Source organism: Streptomyces sp. NPDC051180 (assembly GCF_040689545.1).
Lineage (GTDB): Bacteria > Actinomycetota > Actinomycetes > Streptomycetales > Streptomycetaceae > Streptomyces.
In genome coordinates this window covers 302940-318039 of the sequence record NZ_JBFBBC010000006.1, presented here as the reverse complement: position 1 = coordinate 318039, position 15100 = coordinate 302940, and the positions used below count along the sequence as shown (strand labels likewise).

The 15100-nt window shown below is 74.2% G+C and carries 11 protein-coding genes; 2 read left to right on the top strand and 9 right to left on the bottom strand.

Annotated elements, in window-relative coordinates; genetic code table 11:
• Nucleotides 1–24: 24 nt before the first annotated feature.
• Nucleotides 25–1494 (top strand): FAD-dependent monooxygenase, encoded by a 1470-nt coding sequence (locus AB0424_RS14680; protein WP_366305251.1) that lies wholly within the window; start codon nt 25–27, stop codon nt 1492–1494.
• Nucleotides 1495–1629: 135 nt separating this feature from the next.
• Nucleotides 1630–3111: a protoporphyrinogen oxidase gene (gene hemG, locus AB0424_RS14675; protein ID WP_366305249.1), complete on the top strand. Its 1482-nt coding sequence runs from the start codon at nt 1630–1632 to the stop codon at nt 3109–3111.
• Between the two features lie 100 nt (nt 3112–3211).
• Here hemG and AB0424_RS14670 read toward each other — a convergent pair whose 3' ends face one another.
• From AB0424_RS14670 to AB0424_RS14630, 9 genes are all read right to left on the bottom strand, one after another.
• Entirely contained in the window at nt 3212–4963 is a 1752-nt protein-coding gene (locus AB0424_RS14670) for an FAD-dependent monooxygenase (RefSeq protein ID WP_366305248.1), read from the bottom strand.
• 165 nt (nt 4964–5128) lie between these two features.
• Nucleotides 5129–5584 carry a pyridoxamine 5'-phosphate oxidase family protein gene (locus AB0424_RS14665; RefSeq protein WP_366305246.1) on the bottom strand — a complete coding sequence of 152 codons (456 nt, stop codon included), beginning with the start codon at nt 5582–5584 and terminating at the stop codon, nt 5129–5131.
• Nucleotides 5581–6708 (bottom strand): GntG family PLP-dependent aldolase, encoded by a 1128-nt coding sequence (locus AB0424_RS14660; RefSeq protein WP_366305244.1) that lies wholly within the window; start codon nt 6706–6708, stop codon nt 5581–5583. The genes AB0424_RS14665 and AB0424_RS14660 overlap by 4 nt, the downstream gene beginning before the upstream one ends.
• A 6-nt stretch (nt 6709–6714) precedes the next feature.
• Nucleotides 6715–8118 carry an aldehyde dehydrogenase family protein gene (locus AB0424_RS14655; RefSeq protein WP_366305242.1) on the bottom strand — a complete coding sequence of 468 codons (1404 nt, stop codon included), beginning with the start codon at nt 8116–8118 and terminating at the stop codon, nt 6715–6717.
• On the bottom strand, nt 8115–9215 hold the full coding sequence (locus AB0424_RS14650) for a hypothetical protein (RefSeq protein WP_366305240.1): 1101 nt from the start codon (nt 9213–9215) through the stop codon (nt 8115–8117). The genes AB0424_RS14655 and AB0424_RS14650 overlap by 4 nt, the downstream gene beginning before the upstream one ends.
• Entirely contained in the window at nt 9154–11001 is a 1848-nt protein-coding gene (locus AB0424_RS14645; RefSeq protein WP_366305238.1) for an asparagine synthetase B, read from the bottom strand. The genes AB0424_RS14650 and AB0424_RS14645 overlap by 62 nt, the downstream gene beginning before the upstream one ends.
• A complete protein-coding gene (locus AB0424_RS14640) occupies nt 10989–12089 on the bottom strand; it encodes an alpha/beta hydrolase-fold protein (RefSeq protein WP_366305236.1) in 1101 nt (366 codons plus the stop codon). Before AB0424_RS14640 ends, AB0424_RS14645 begins: the two co-directional genes overlap by 13 nt.
• Nucleotides 12086–13507, bottom strand: coding sequence for an MBL fold metallo-hydrolase (locus AB0424_RS14635; RefSeq protein WP_366305234.1), 1422 nt, complete (start codon nt 13505–13507; stop codon nt 12086–12088). Before AB0424_RS14635 ends, AB0424_RS14640 begins: the two co-directional genes overlap by 4 nt.
• Nucleotides 13507–14823 carry a formylglycine-generating enzyme family protein gene (locus AB0424_RS14630; protein WP_366305326.1) on the bottom strand — a complete coding sequence of 439 codons (1317 nt, stop codon included), beginning with the start codon at nt 14821–14823 and terminating at the stop codon, nt 13507–13509. The genes AB0424_RS14635 and AB0424_RS14630 overlap by 1 nt, the downstream gene beginning before the upstream one ends.
• Nucleotides 14824–15100: the final 277 nt, after the last annotated feature.

Here is a 15100-nt window from a genome sequence, read left to right as displayed (position 1 = left end):
CCTCTCGACCGAAGGAGCGTACGTATGCCCAGGGATGCAGCCCGGGATGTCATCGTCGTCGGGGCCGGCCCCGTCGGCCTGATGCTGGCGGGCGAACTCCGCCTCGGCGGCGCCGACGTCGTCGTCTACGAGCGGCTGCTCGCCCCGGCGCGCGAGTCGCGCGGCGCGAGCTTCACCAAGCGCACCGCCGAATGCTTCGACCAGCGGGGCCTGCTGGACCGGCTCGGCGCGACGGAGCCCGCCGACAGCCACTTCGGCGGGGTCCCGATCGACCTCTCCGCGCTGGACGAGGACCACTACGGGCACCGGGGGATATCCCAGTTCCGCACCGAGCGGATGCTGGAGGAGTGGGTGACGGAGCTCGGCGTGCCGATCCTGCGCGGCTACGAGGTCACCGGCTTCGAGGAGACCGCCGACGGCATCGACGTGGCCCTCCTGGGGCCCGAGGGCGCCGCCGCGGCCACCGCCCGCTACCTGGTCGGCTGCGACGGCGGGCGGAGCACCGTCCGCAAGCTGGCCGGCATCGACTTCCCCGGCACCCCCGGCGGGCGCGGCTTCCTCACCGCCGACGTCACCGGCATCGAGACCCGCAAGCGGCGCATCGGCGAGAACCTGCCCGGCGGCAGCATGATCATGGCGATGGACCTGGAGAACGGCGTCACCCGCGTCGTCGTCCACGAGGCCGGCACGGCACCGCGCGACCGCGACTCCCTGACCTTCACCGATCTCGCCGACGCCTGGCAGCGGCTCACCGGCGAGTCCCTGCACCACGGCGAGTGCCGCTGGATCAGCTGCTTCACCGACGCCTCGCGGGCCGCCGCCGAGTACCGCCGCGGCCGGGTGTTCCTGGCGGGCGACTCCGCGCACGTGCAGCCCCCGGCCATGGCCCAGGGCCTCAGCGTGGGCGTGCAGGACGCGGTCAACCTCGGCTGGAAGCTGGCCGCGACGGTCACCGGCCGGGCCCCCGACGGGCTGCTCGACACCTACCACGCCGAGCGCCGGCCCATCGGGGAGCAGTTGGCCCGCAACGCGCGCGCGGCGATCGAACTGCGGCTCACGGGCGAGGACATGGACCCGGTCCGCTCGCTGATGACGGAACTGGTCTCCCACCCGGACGCCGCCGGCCACCTGGCCGGGATGCTGAGCAACCTCGGCGTCCGCTACGACCTGGGCAAGGGCGACCACCCGCTGCTCGGCCTGCGGATGCCGCCGGGCCGGGAGATCGACCTGCCCGACGGGACCCGCACCCGCGTCGCCGACCTCCTGCGCACCGGTCGCGGTCTGCTCGTGACCACGGACGGGACGCCCGTGCCGGCCGCCGAGGGCCTGGCCGGCCGGGTCGACGTCGTCACCGGGACCTGGGCCGTCGCGCCCGAGCCGGCGCTCGACGCGGTCCTGGTCCGCCCCGACGGCCACGTCGCCTGGACCTCCCCCGGGAGCGTCGACGACCTCGCCGCCGCCCTCACCCGCTGGTTCGGGACCGGGGCGGTCTGACCCCCGGTCCAGCCGCACTCGACCGGGGTTCCAAGGCACCCGGTCAGACTGCCGAAGCCCGTTCCGGCGCCGACCCCTCGGCGCCGGGCCGGGCCCTACGACACCGTATGCAGCATTCATCAAGGAGCTGGTGGAATGGCCGGGAGCGAACGGGATCAGGCGAGCGTCAAGCCTCATGTGGTCATCGTCGGAGGTGGTATCGCGGGACTGGCTGCTGCGTTCTATCTGCGCAACGAGCCGGTCCGCGTGACGCTCCTGGAGGGATCGTCACGCATCGGCGGCAAGCTCTCCGTCTCCGAGGTTGCGGGCGTCGCGGTCGACGAGGGCGCCGAGTCGCTCTACGCCAACCGCCGCAAGACCACCGGACTGATCAAGGACGCCGGGCTCGGCGAACGGATCATGTCGGCGGGCGTCACCGCCTCGGCGATCCTCACCAAGGACGGAATACGGCACCAGCCGGACCGTCAGTTCATGGGCGTGCCCTGTGACATGGACGACCTCGCCCGGTCGGGCGTGCTGTCCGCCGCCGGGCTCGACCGGGCGCGCCAGGACCTGGCGCTGCCCTCGTTCGACCGCGAGGGGGACGTCTCCGTCGCGTCGTTCGTCGGCGGGCGCCTCGGCCAGGAGGTCGTGGACCGCCTCGTCGACCCGTTCCTCGCGGGGGTCTTCTCCGGCCGCGCCGAGGACCTGTCGTTCGAGGCGACGCTGAGCCCGCTGGCGATGGCGTCCCGCAACCACGTGTCCCTCGCGGACGCGGCGGGCTCGCTGACGCCGGTGCTCGCGGAGGGCGAGAAGCCGCCGCCGGTGAGCGTCGCCACCCTGGAGGGCGGGTTCGGTTCGCTGCCCCCCACCCTCGTGCGGGAGGTGCTGGCCGCCGCGCCGGACGCCTCGCTGCGGACCGGGGCCTCCGTCCGGGAGCTGACGCGGACCGCCGACGGCTGGCGGCTCGTCGTGGGCTCGGCGGGCGAGGCCGAGTCGATCGACGCGGACGCCGTCGTCGTCGCCGTGCCGGCCGGCCCCGCGGGCCGTCTCCTCGCCGGGGTCCCCGGGGCCTCCGTGGCGGCCTCGGCGCTCTCCGAGGTGCCGTACGCGAGCGTCGCCACGGTGACGTTGGCCTACCCGCGCTCGGCGTTCCCCGGCGGGGGCCTGTCGGGCCGCGGCTACGCCGCCTACCGGGTGCCCGCGGTGGAGGGGAAGCTCGTCAAGGAGGTCACCTTCACCACCGTGAAGTGGCCGCACCTGGCCGGCGAGGTGGAGATCGTCCGCTGCGCCCTCGGGCGGTTCGGCGAGGAGCACATGCTGCGCCGCGACGACGCCGACCTGGTCGCGGTGGCGGCGGCCGAGCTCGCCGAGGCCATCGGCGTGACCGGCGTGCCGGTGGCGAGCCGGGTGGTCCGCTGGGACGACGCCCTGCCGCAGTACACGGTCGGGCACCTGGAGCGGGTGCAGCGCATCCGCGACTCCGTGGCGACCCAGCCCGGTCTCGCGGTCTGCGGTGCCCTGTACGACGGCGTCGGCGTGGGCGTCTGCATGGCCAGCGCCCGCAAGGCCGCCGACCAGGTCCTCTCCTTCCTGAAGAAGGAGGCCGCCGCCCGCTCCGTCGCGGTCGGCGTCTGATCCGCTCCCGCCTCCGGGCGGGAGCAGGACGACGGAAGAAGGGGCCGTGCCCGATCGGGCACGGCCCCTTCTTCCGTGTTCTCGCCGTTCCGGGAGCGGGTCAGCGGTCCAGGAGGGCCGCGAACACCTCGGTGAGGACCTGCTCCGGGTCCTCGACGGCCGCCGTGGCGCGGAAGGCGACGTGCTGGTCCGGGCGGACCACCAGCGCGCCGGCGCCGCCGATGCCGCGGACGGCCTCCCAGCCGCCGTCGACGTCGTCGTAGTCACCGCCCTCGCCGATGCGGGCCGTGACGACCGGGACGGAGTACTTCTCCGCCACCCGCTCGGCGGCCTCGGTCCACGGCGTCCCCTCCGGGCCGGTGATCAGGACGAAGGCGGAGGTGCCCGCGAGGTCGATCGTGGAGGTCAGCTCGCCGTCCCTGCTGATCCAGGCGTGCGGCACCCGGTGGCCGGGGCGGGAGGTCGGCACGTGCACGTTCCGCATCGGGACCCGGGCCGGGCGCTCGGTGCCGTCGGGGACGAGCGCGCCCTCCTCGTATCCGAAGCCCACCTCCATGTCGAGCGACTGGCAGCCGCCCCGGTGGGTGTGGAAGATCTCCAGGGCCCGCGCCCGCACCGTGTCGCCGTTCTCCGACGGGTCGAAGTACGCCTCCAGACGCTGGCGGCGGCGGCCCGCCGGGATGTTGTGGCCGGCGCCGATGGCGTCGATGACCACCTGGTGGTGGCCGGCGGCGGAGACGGCCCAGTCGACGTTCTCCCGGCCCACGGGGCGGCGCTCCGCCTCGTAGGTGTCGACGAGGCTGTCGGGCGACCCCCCGTTGATCACCGCGGCCAGCTTCCACGCCAGGTTGTGCGCGTCCTGGATGCCGGTGTTGAGGCCGAGGCCGACGGCCGGCGGCTGGCGGTGGGCGGCGTCGCCGGCGATCAGCACACGGCCGACGCGGTAGCGGTCGGCGAGGTGGGCGTGCACGATCCAGTCGGTGACCTTGTGGACCTCGATCTCCAGCTCCGGCAGGCGCAGCAGCTCGCGGATGCGCGGCACGACCGTCTCGGCGTCCCAGCGTCCGGGCGGCCCGGGGGCGAAGTGCAGGCCCCACTGCTCGCACGCCTTGCCCCAGCTCGGTCCCATCTCGATCAGGTTGCTGGAGAGGTCGGGGTCCTCCGGGCTGAGGAAGTGGGTGATGAGCGTGCCCTCCTCCCACCACTCGGAGAGGTCGGCGGAGAAGTACGCGGTCGTGGTGTTGACCAGTCCGGGCGGGCCGTCGAGCGTGATGCCGACCTCGGGGCCGACGAAGCGGCCGCCGTCGGCACCTATCAGGTACTGCGCCTTGACGGTGGTCACCTCGCCGGTCTCGACGTTGCGCACCTCGGCGCGGACGTGGTCGCCCTCGTCGGAGAAGGTGGTCAGCTCGTGGTGGAAGAGGACGCGGCCGGGGCTGCGGTTCTCCGCGTGGCGGCGCAGGATCGGCTCCAGCCACATCTGCGGCAGCTTGGCCGGGAGGACGGGCCCGACCTTCTCGTAGCTCTCGGTCAGTTCGCCGCCGCCGAAGGCGTCCATCTCGTGGATCAGGCGCCGGTCCATCGGCTCGTCGCCCGCGAGCGTGGTCATCCAGCGGACCTTGCCGAACTTGTCCAGCGGTGCCGCCTCGGCGAGCACGTCGTCGGCGATGCCGTGCTGCCGGAAGATCTCCATCGTGCGCTGGTTGAGATAGTGCGCCTTCGGAATCCTCGACGTGTCCGGGTGCCGTTCCACCAGCAGATGGTCGACGCCCTGGTCGGCCAGGAAGACGGAGGCGGACAGACCGCATCCGCCACCGCCCACGATCAGGACCGGAACCTCGATTGTCCCCATGTTCGCCCTTCCAGAAATATTGACGGATGCATTGCCGTCGCAGCCTCGCAAAGGGCTCTTCAGGGCCGGTCAAGAACGGCTGGACCCGGCCCGCCCGCACGGCCGCCGGCCGGTCACGGGGGTGTGACCGGCCGGCGGACGGAGGGGGCGGGGTCGGGCGCGGGGTCAGCCGAGCCAGGCCCCGTCGCGCATGAGGCCGCGGCCCGCCAGCTCGTTCGCCTCGCGCCACGCCTGGGTGCGCTGCGGCCGGATGCGGAAGTACTGGTAGGGCTGCTCCAGTTCGCGCGGGTCGAAGCCGGTCTTGGCCGCGAAGGCGTCCCCGGCCTCCTGGCCGAGTTCGGCGGTGTCCACCGGCTCCGCGACGCCGTCGACGATCACCACGTCGCGGGTCGGGCCGAGGCCCAGGCGGACCCGCCCGTCGGCCAGCAGGTTGCGGCCGGTGACCGAGGCGCGCGGCGTCGAGATGAGGAACGCGGTGCCGTCCCACAGGTAGGAGAGGGGGATGAGGTGCACCCCGCCCTCGGCGCCGGACGTCGCGACCCAGAGGTCGATGTCGTTCTCCAGCCTGGCGCGGGTGTCCTTGAGCCGCTCCTCCAGGCCACGCGGTGGCATGTCGGTCATGCTTCCTCCATCGGTGTCACGGAGCCCTCCCCGTCCGGGGACGGCTCGTTCGGGTGCCGGCCGGGCCCCGCGGGCAGGGCGGCCGCCACGGCCGCCAGCGCCTTGACGGCCGCGCGCACACTGATCATGTCGTGTGACCGGTGCGCGACGAAGCGGACATGGCCGTTCGGCAGCGGAAGAACGCGAACTCCGTGTGTCGCGAGGCCCGTTGCGCACTCCTCGGCGGCCAGTCCGGCGAGTCGGGCCATCACCATGTTGGTCGGTCGCGGCGGGCGCATCACCTCGGCGCCGGGCACCGTCGCGAGGCCCGCGGCGAGCACCGCGGCCTTCTCGTGGTCGACGGCCAGCTCGGGGAGCCGGCCCAGCGCCACCAGGGCGGGCGCGGCGACGATCCCGGCCTGGTGCAGGGAGCCGCCGAGCCAGGTCCTCGTCTCCCGGGCGTGCTCGACGTACGCCCGGGTCCCGCAGAGCAGTCCGCCGACCGGCCCGCCGAGCCCCTTGGAGACGGAGAAGGCCACGCTGTCGGCGGGTGCGGCGAGATCGGCGAGCGGGACGCCGAGCGCCACGGCCGCGTTGGCGAGGCGGGCGCCGTCGAGGTGGAAGTGGGCGCCGTACCGGTGGGCCAGCGCGGCCACGGAGCGGGTCGCCGCGGCGTCGAGGGCGTTGCCGGAGCGCATCATGCTGGTGTTCTCCAGGCACACCACCGTCCCGCGGTCCTGCGGGCCCGTGGCGAGCAGCGCGGTGAGCGCGTCGGGGTCGGGCAGGCCGTCGGGGCGCTGTGCCACGGTGAGGAGCTCGACCCCGCCGAAGCGGCGCAGGCCGTCCGCTTCGAGGAACGCCATGTGGGTGTCGGCGCCGGCGATCAGCCGGGGCGGCGGCGAGCCCGGCGGTCCGGCCGCGGCGAGCGGGGCGACCAGGTTCGCCATCGTGCCGGTGGGCATGAGCAACGCCGCTTCCGTGCCGAGCAGTTCGGCGACGGTCTCCTCCAGGAGGGTGACGGTGGGGTCGTCGCCGTAGACGTCGTCGCCGACCTTCGCCCGCGCCATCGCCTCGCGCATGCGGGCGTCCGGGAGGGTGCGGGTGTCGCTGCGGAAGTCGAGCCGGGGGGAGGCGGCGGTCGTCACGGGCGGCTACCGTCCCGTCCGGTGGGCGACCCAGACGGCGCGCGGCCGGGTGTAGCCCTCCACGGCGTGGAGGCCCAGCTCGCGGCCGTACCCGGACGCGCCCATGCCGGAGACGCTGACGGTCTCGTCGGTGTCGCCCCAGGTGTTGACCCAGACCATGCCGGCGCGCAGGTTCCGCCCGAGGTGCTCGACCCGGTCGGCGTCGGAGGTCCAGACGGAGGCCGACAGGCCGTACGCGGTGTCGTGGGCGAGGCGCAGGGCCTCGGCCTCGGTGTCGAAGGCGGCGACGGACAGCACCGGGCCGAAGAGCTCCTCGCGCCAGGCACGGCTGTCGGAGGGGGCCTCGTCCACGACGGCCGGGTGGACGAAGAACCCGCCGTCGAGGTCGAGCCGGACGTCGTCGGCGCCGGGCGGCAGGACGACCCGCGCGCCCTTGGCCGCCGCCTCCCCGACCGCCTCGGCCGTGCGGTCGACGGCGGCCCGGCTGATGAGCGGGCCGAGGTCGGTGGCGGGGTCGCCGGGCCGGCCGACCCGGAGGGCGGCGGCCAGTTCGGCGACCCGGGCGACGAACTCGCCGTGCACGGCCCGGTCGACGACGAGCCGGGTGCCGGCCACGCACATCTGGCCGGTGTTGCCGGTGAAGCCGGTGACGACGGCGCGGGCGGCGGCGTCGAGGTCGGCGTCGCGGAACACCACCACGGGGCTCTTGCCGCCGAGTTCGAGGGAGACGGGCTTGAGGCCGTCGGCGCAGCGGCGGGCGACGTCCCGGCCGGCGGCGGTCGACCCGGTGAAGGACACCATGCCGACGGCCGGCTGCGCGCAGAGCCGCCGGCCGGTGTCGGCGCCGCCGTACACGGCGCCGAGCACGCCCTCGGGGAGCAGCTCTCCGGCGCGTTCGACGAACCGGCGCAGGGACAGCGGTGTCTCGGGCGCGGGTTTGACGACGACGGTGTTGCCGTAGGCGAGCGCGGCGGCGATCTTCCACACCGCGAGGAGCAGCGGGTAGTTGTTCGGCGCGACCGCCGCGCAGACGCCGACCGGCACCCGGTCGGTGTAGGTGCGCATGCCGGGGCCGGCCGGGTGGGTCTCCCCGACGGGTTGGCGGGCCGCCGCCGCGAACCAGTCGGTCACGCGGGCGGCGAAGTCCACCTCGCCGAGGGCGCGGGCGGTGGGCTTCCCGGCGTTGTCGCGCTCCAGGCCGGCGAGGACCTCGCGGTCGTCCCGGAGCAGGTCGCCGAGGGCCCGCAGCAGGTCGCCGCGCCGGCCGGGGGAGGTGTCGCCCCAGCCGCCGCGGAAGGCCGCGTCGGCCCGCGCCACGGCGTCCTCGACCCCGTCGGCCCCGGTGTCCGGGAGCCGGGTGAGCTCGCGGCCGGTGGCGGGGTCGAGGACGGGCCGTTCCGGCGCGGTCATCCCAGCACCTCGGCGTTGCCGGCGAGGCGGAGGCCGGCGTCGAGGGCGGCGACCAGGCCGAGGAAGGTCTCGCGGCCCATGCCGGCGCCGGCGCTGCCGAGCAGCCGGAGGTCGTAGCCGTCCGGGTGCTGCCACCAGGCGTCGCAGGCTCCGTACTCGGCGTCGAGGTAGCCGAGGTGCAGCGGCCGGCCGGCGAGGTCGTGGAGCTCGCCGGCGGCGGGGTGCTTCTCGCGGACGGGCGGGAACTCCATGCGGCCGCCGCCGGTGCGCTGGGCGGTGAGGCGCAGTTCGCCGCCGCCCGGGGAGGCGTAGACGACCTCCAGTTCGCGGACGGCGGCACCGTCCCCGAAGGTGGCGGCGCTCTCGGCGCGGAATCCGCCGGCCGTCGCGGGCACGCCCTGCGCGGCGAGGAAGGCGGGGACGTCGGCCGAGGGGATCCAGTCGCCCTCGTGCTCCTTGCCGTGCCGGTGGAAGGAGAAGACGCCGGTGGGCACGGACACCATGTCGGCGCGGTGCCGCGCCCAGTAGCTCAGCTCGGCGAACGGGGTGGCGAGGACGCGTTCCATGGCCTCGGGGACGGCCGGGCGCAGCGCGGCGAACAGGGCGACGAGCTCGTCGTCCGTGAACTCGCCTTCGAGTACGGACAGTTCCACGGTGGTACGAGCCATCCGGGCGCTGCCGGCGACATGCCCCAGGTAGTCGGTGCCGAGCCAGGCGACCCGGCCCTCGCCGATCTCGTACGGCCGGGTCTCGCCGCCCCACAGGCAGGGGTGGTCGGCGGCGGGGAAGGCCCAGTCGTAGTGGAACTGCTTGAGGCGCAGCCGCCGCCCGCCGCCGGAGATCTCGGTGCGGTACCCGGCCGGGTTGGCGTCGCTCCACGGGGTGCGGCCCTCGGCCTCGACGCGGCCGGGGGGCGCCTCGCGGCGGATGGTCCCGACGCTGGTGTCGCAGCCGGCGGGCAGGGCGGTGGGCCGCCACACCGTGAAGTTGCACCCTTCCTGGGCCTCCGCCTCGGTGAGCACCGGGGGCACCGGGTCAAGGTCGGAGGCGCTCTCCAGGACGTGCCAGCGCCACTGCGGGACGGGAGGGTTCACCATGGCCAAGACTCCTCGGTTCGGTTCTGAACTCCGCGAGGTGGTCGAGCCAGGCGGAGGAGGACGCGAGAAACATCCATTCGCCGACGCCCAGTTCGGTGCGGAGGTCGGCCGGCAGCGGGGGCAGTCCGAACGGGGTGCCGAGTCCGTCGGCGAGTTCGGTCAGCCGCTGGACGTAGCGCGGGTCGGTGGGGGTGGGAAAGCCCTGCTTGCGGCGGTGGCGCACCGACTCGGGCATCAGGTCGGCGAGCGCGGCCTTCAGCAGGCCCTTGTGGCTGCCGGGCTTGTTGCTGTCCTTCAGGTGCTCGGGGCAGCGGAAGGCCAGCTCGGTCAGGGCGACGTCCTGGAAGACGGGCCGGTCCTCCAGCGTGAACGTCGACGAGGTCGCGTCGACCATGTCGTTGACGTAGACGAGGAAGCGCCGCATCAGGTGGTGGCGGCCGCGCTTGAGCGGCGACGCCGTCTTCAGCGCCCGGTACTCGTCCATGGTGCGGGCCCACACCCGGTCGGTGACGACCTCCATGTCGACGTCGAGCTCCCGGGCCATCCACGCGACGAGCCGGGCCCAGACGGGCCGTTCGTCGGCGTGCAGCCGGTGGGTCAGGTAGTGGCGTCCGTGGATGTACGTGGGGGCCAGGGGGTCGACGACGGGGAAGTAGCGGCCGTCCTGGTATCCCCAGAGCTCGTCGGCGCCGTGGCCGGAGTAGACGACCACCTTCCGGTCGCCGGCGATGGTGCCGTACAGGTGGTGCATGGCCAGTTCGGCGCCGTGCAGCAGCGGCCGCATCAGCCGGGTGGGCAGGACGGGCACCAGGTCGGCGGCGGCGTGCCGGTCGAGGTCGCAGACGGTCAGCGGCACGCCGAGGCGTTCGGCGACCTCGGTGGCGTAGGCGACGTCGTCGCCGGAGCCTCCGATGCCGTCCTGGTAGCGGAGCACGTAGCCGTCGAGGGGGACGCCGGCGGCGGTCAGGCCCGCGGCGATCGCCGTGCTGTCGACGCCGCCGCTGAGGACCGCGGCCCGGGGGACGTCGGACACGGCCCGCTGCTCGATCGCCCGGTCGAAGGCGGCCCTGATCTCCTCGGGGCCGACCAGGCCGTCCACCGAGGCGGGCCGCCAGTAGCGCGCGGTGCGGGTCGACCCGCCGTCGGCCACCAGGTACTCGGCCGGCTGGAGGGAGCGGACGCCGCGCAGCCAGGTGTGGTCGTCGGCGGCGTCCATCCGGATCCAGGAGCGCAGCAGGTACTCCTCGGCCTCGACCTCGGGGGTGATCAGACCGGTGCGGAGCAGGACCTGCTGCTCGGAGGCGAACAGCAGCCCGCCGTCGGTGAAGGCGTAGAAGAGCGGCTTCACGCCGAAGTGGTCGCGGGCCAGGACGACCCGGCCGGTCGAGGTGTCGTGCCAGGCGAGCGCGAACATCCCGTCGAGGGGGCGCAGGGCGTCCGCGGGGTCGTCCTCGCGGCAGACCTGCTGGAGGGCGAACTCGGTGTCGCAGCTGGTGCGACGGGGCCACAGCGGCGGCGCGGGCGAACGGGAGCCGTAGACCTCGCCGTTGTGCACGAGCACGACCCGGCCGGTGGGGTCGGCCATCGGCTGGTCGCCCGCGTGACTGCGGTCGCGGACGGCCAGCCGGGTCGCGCAGAGCATGACGGTGCCGCACTCCGAGACGTACGGCGCGCGCGAGCCCTCGCCGCGGTGCGCCATGGCCCGGGTCATCGTCCGGCCCAGTGCGTCCAGCCGGGCGGGGTCCCGGCGTCCGTCGAAGCTGATGAAGCCCGCTATACCGCACATGTGCCACTCACCCAACTCACCGCCGGTGTCTCGCTCTTCGGCGCGGCCGGCGGCTCGGGCGCGGGCTCGCGCCAGACCCGCCAGAGGCCGGCCAGGGCCTCGGTGAAGACGTGCTCGATGCCGTGGTGGCCGCCCTCGTGCTCGCGGTAGACGTGCGGGACGTCGTGCGCGTCGAGCGCGGCGTGCAGGGCGCGGACGCCCCAGTGCATGCCGTACTCGTCGCGCTGCCCGACGTCGAGGTGGAGCAGCCCGAGGCCGGCGAGCCGGCCGGCGTGCGCGGGCAGCATGCGCACCGGGTCGTGGCGGAGCCACCGCTGCCACACGTCGTCGCGGAACAGGCCGGTGGCGGGGTCGCACGGCAGGGCGTCCGACGGGCTCGTCCCGGCTTTCTCGGCGTAGCACATGCCCATGGCGACGATGCTCATGGCGACCATGAAGGGCACGTCGTGCGGGCCGCCGGCGCGGCGGTCGAGCAGCGCGTCGACGCCGCCGGCGGCCCGCACGGTGTCGAGCGTGCCGGGCAGCAGCGGCAGGTAGCAGTGCTCGAACCCGGCGTCGGGCGAGCAGGCGACGACCGCCCCGAACAGGTCGGAGGTCATGCCCGCGACCAGGGCTCCGTAGCCGCCGCTCGACTTGCCGCCGACGGCCCGCCAGGCGGGATCGGGCCGGGTCGCGAACCGGCGGTCGACCTCGGCGACGATCTCGGCGAGGTAGCCGGCGTACTCCCCCGAGGCGGCCGAGTCCAGGTACTGCGAGCCGCCGTAGGCGGTGGTGCAGTCCGGCACGACGAGCAGCGCGGGCGGCACCCGGCCGTCCTCCATCGCCTGCCGGAGGCGGTCGGCGACGGACGCGCCGAAGGCGAGCGCCCGGCCGGTGAGGCCGGGGTGGGCGCCGAATCCGGGGAGCCAGTAGACGACCGGGAAGCGGCGGACGCCGTCGTACCCCGGCGGCAGGTGCACCTCGGTCCGGCGCCGGTGCGGGTCCCCCAGCGGGTTGCCGCGCAGGCGGACGCTGGAGTGCTCGAACACGACGGTGCCGGGCGCGGCGGTCCCGGTGGCGGCGGTCCCGGAGACGGCGGAGTGGTTCATGAGCGGCTCTCCTCCCGCAGTTCCCGGTCCACGTGCCGGGTGTAGAAGGACGGGTGGTGGAAGACCGCGGACAGCAGTACGCCGTCGGAGGCCCACAGGCCGAAGGAGCTGCCGAACAGCAGGTCCGCGCCGAGCATGGCCTCCAGGGTGCTCGCCGCGATCTCGGTCCAGCCCTCCCCGCCGGTGGCGTGGCCGCGGGCCGGGCCCGGGCCGAGCCGGGTGACGCGGCCGGCCACCGGGTCGAGCAGGAAGGCGGTCTCACCGCCCCCGCCGCCCGCGCCGGCGTCCTCGTGCAGCGAGACGACGTGCCGGCCGGCGCCGTCGTCGAGCGCCCGGTACCAGTAGTCGGTCGCCACGAGCCGGTCCAGGACCTCGCGCAGCAGCTCCTCGGCGGGGCGGGTCTGGCTGCCGTACCGGTCGAGCGAGGCGTCGAACGGCGGCACCGGGGTGTCGGGGCGGAGCCGCACCGCGTCGTAGATCTCGTCGAAGTCGTACGCGTCGGGCGCGACGGGCCCGTCGACCGGGACGGCCTTGCCGTCGGCCACCTCGATGACCTGGCCCGGCCCCCACAGCAGCCCGTCGCGGCCGAGCTCGTCCAGGCGCGCGAGGGCCTCGGTCGGGGTGAAGGGGAACATCGTCCGGTTGCACCACGAGTAGTCCCGCTCGCCGTCGCCGCTGACGCGCCAGCCGAACGAGGAGGGCACGGTGACGGTGGCCGGCAGCGTCGTGACGTACCGGTCGAAGGTGGCCACCGCGCGGGCCCGGACCGCGTCCGGGTCCGTCAGCGGCCGCCGCTCGGTGAGCACTCCGGGCGGCGAGACGCTGTGCGCGGGGACGAACACGGCGTCGAGGCGCGGGGCGTCGTCGCGCTGGAAGGCCGCGACGGTCGCCTCGTGCAGCAGGGCGTCCCCGCAGAGCATGACGGCCGCGTCGGGGGTCTCCACGAGCACGCTCATCTCGGGGAACGACACGGCCGAGGGGAAGGTCCGCAGCGTCGCCCCGCCGAGGGTGACGGTGTCGCCCGGCGTCACCGGGTGCAGGCGCTCGAAGCCGAAGCGGCGCAGCGTCCAGGCGATCGCCTGGTGTCCGAGACCCGAGGCGGTGAGCTGCGGCGGCACGGGGCCCGCCGGGTAGACGCAGGTGACGTCGGAGCTCTGGCGCGGGCTGTCGTCGAAGTCCACGTCGGCGCCGTCGACGAGCCGCCGCAGCGAGGGGAAGTGGTGGTGGTCGTAGTGGTGGTGGCTGAGGACCACGTAGTCGACGCCCTCGTCGAGGACCTGGCGGACCAGGTCGTCGGGCAGCGGCGGATGGTGCTCCCAGAAGCGGTCGAGGCGCTGGGTGAGCCACGGGTCGAACAGGATGCGCTCCGTCCCCGTCTCGACGAGGACGGCGGCGTGCCCGAGCGAGGTCAGGCGCATCAGCCGGCCGTCTCGTACACGCAGCGGAAGCCGACCTCCATGTGCCGGTCGGTGATCAGGTCCTTGCCCCGGTAGAAGGTGGTGAGGCAGGCCGGCGGCGACGTCCAGGTGCCGCCGCGCAGGACGTGGAAGGCGTCCTTGCGGTTCATGAAGTCCAGCGGGTGGCGGCCCTTGAAGAAGGGGTCCATGTCCTCGCCGGTGTAGAAGTTGGTCCGGGTCAGCTCCCAGACGTTGCCCGAGGTCTGGAGCACGCCGTACGGGCTCGCGCCCTCCGGGAGGGCGTCCGCGGCCAGCACCGGGCGGGCCGGGTTCTCGCCCTGCTCGACGGTGACGAGCAGCGCCTCCAGGGAGTCGAGGTCGGCGACGTTCTCGCCGAAGGCCCGCTCGACGTAGTTGACCCGGGACGGGTCCCAGTCGTCGCCCCACGGGAAGCGGCGGCCGTCGGTGCCGCGGGCGGCCTTCTCCCACTGGTTCTCGCTGGGCAGCGCGCCGCCGGCCCACTTGGCGAAGGCGTAGCCGTCGTACCAGTCGATGCCGACGACGGGGAACTCCGGCGCGTTGAAGCGCGGGTCGTGCCAGTGGGCGGGGCGGTGCGACCGCTCCTCGGGCTGGTCGGGGTGGTCGAACTCGCCGGAGTCGCCGACCTCTTCGAGGAACTCCCGGTAGCGGGCGTTGGTCACCGTCGTCCGGTCGATGAGGAAGGTGGGGACGTCGACGGCGCTCAGTGTCAGGTCGTCGGTCAGCATGCGGAAGGCGTCGGTCTCCTCGACCGCGCCCATGATCGCGGGGCCGCCGGGGATCAGGGCGACGTCGTCGTTGCGCCGCGGCCGCTTGCGCGCGGCCTCGATCCGGGCCCGCATGTCGGAGAAGTACTCGTCCTCCAGGCGGCGGAGTTCGCCGGAGTCGCGGGTGCCGAAGACGCTGATGAGGGCGCGCTTGGTGAGCGCCGCGCCACAGCCGACGGGCTTGCGCGCCCAGCCCGGCTTGGTGAAGTTGCTGGGCCAGCCCGAGATGCGGATGAGGTCGGGGACGGCGGCCGCGATGCGGTACTCCGTGATGACCTTGAGGGCCGTGAACGCGACCCAGTCGACGGTGTCGTGCGTCGCGGCGGCCACGGCGGAGGCCGCCGCGGGGACGTCCGCGTGGTGCTCGGCGAGCAGCCGCACGGCGCCGGCGCGCACGGGCCACTCCGGGTGCGTGATGGCGATGCTCGCGAGCAGCGGCACGCCGTCGACGGTCCGGCCCTTCTCCCCCGCCAGACCGACGACCCGGTCCACCGACGCCCAGTAGCGGTCGTCGGTGGAGTCGTCGATCACCAACAAGTCGGCGGGAATGTCGATGACCTGGGAAACGCGATTACCTACCATCTCAACCTCTCTCTCGGGACGATGGACGACGAGCCGCCCGTACGGAATGCGAATCCGTACGGGCGGCGCATTTCGCTTGTCAGCGGATTACCACTTGCTGGTCTCCTGCTGCGCGTCACGGGTCTCCATGAAGGTACCGTCGCTCATTGTGAACTCCCTTCGTCATTCTCTTCATGCGGTCGGTCGACCTCATGTCCAAGGAGCTTAGGGAGAGGCGGGGAGGCGC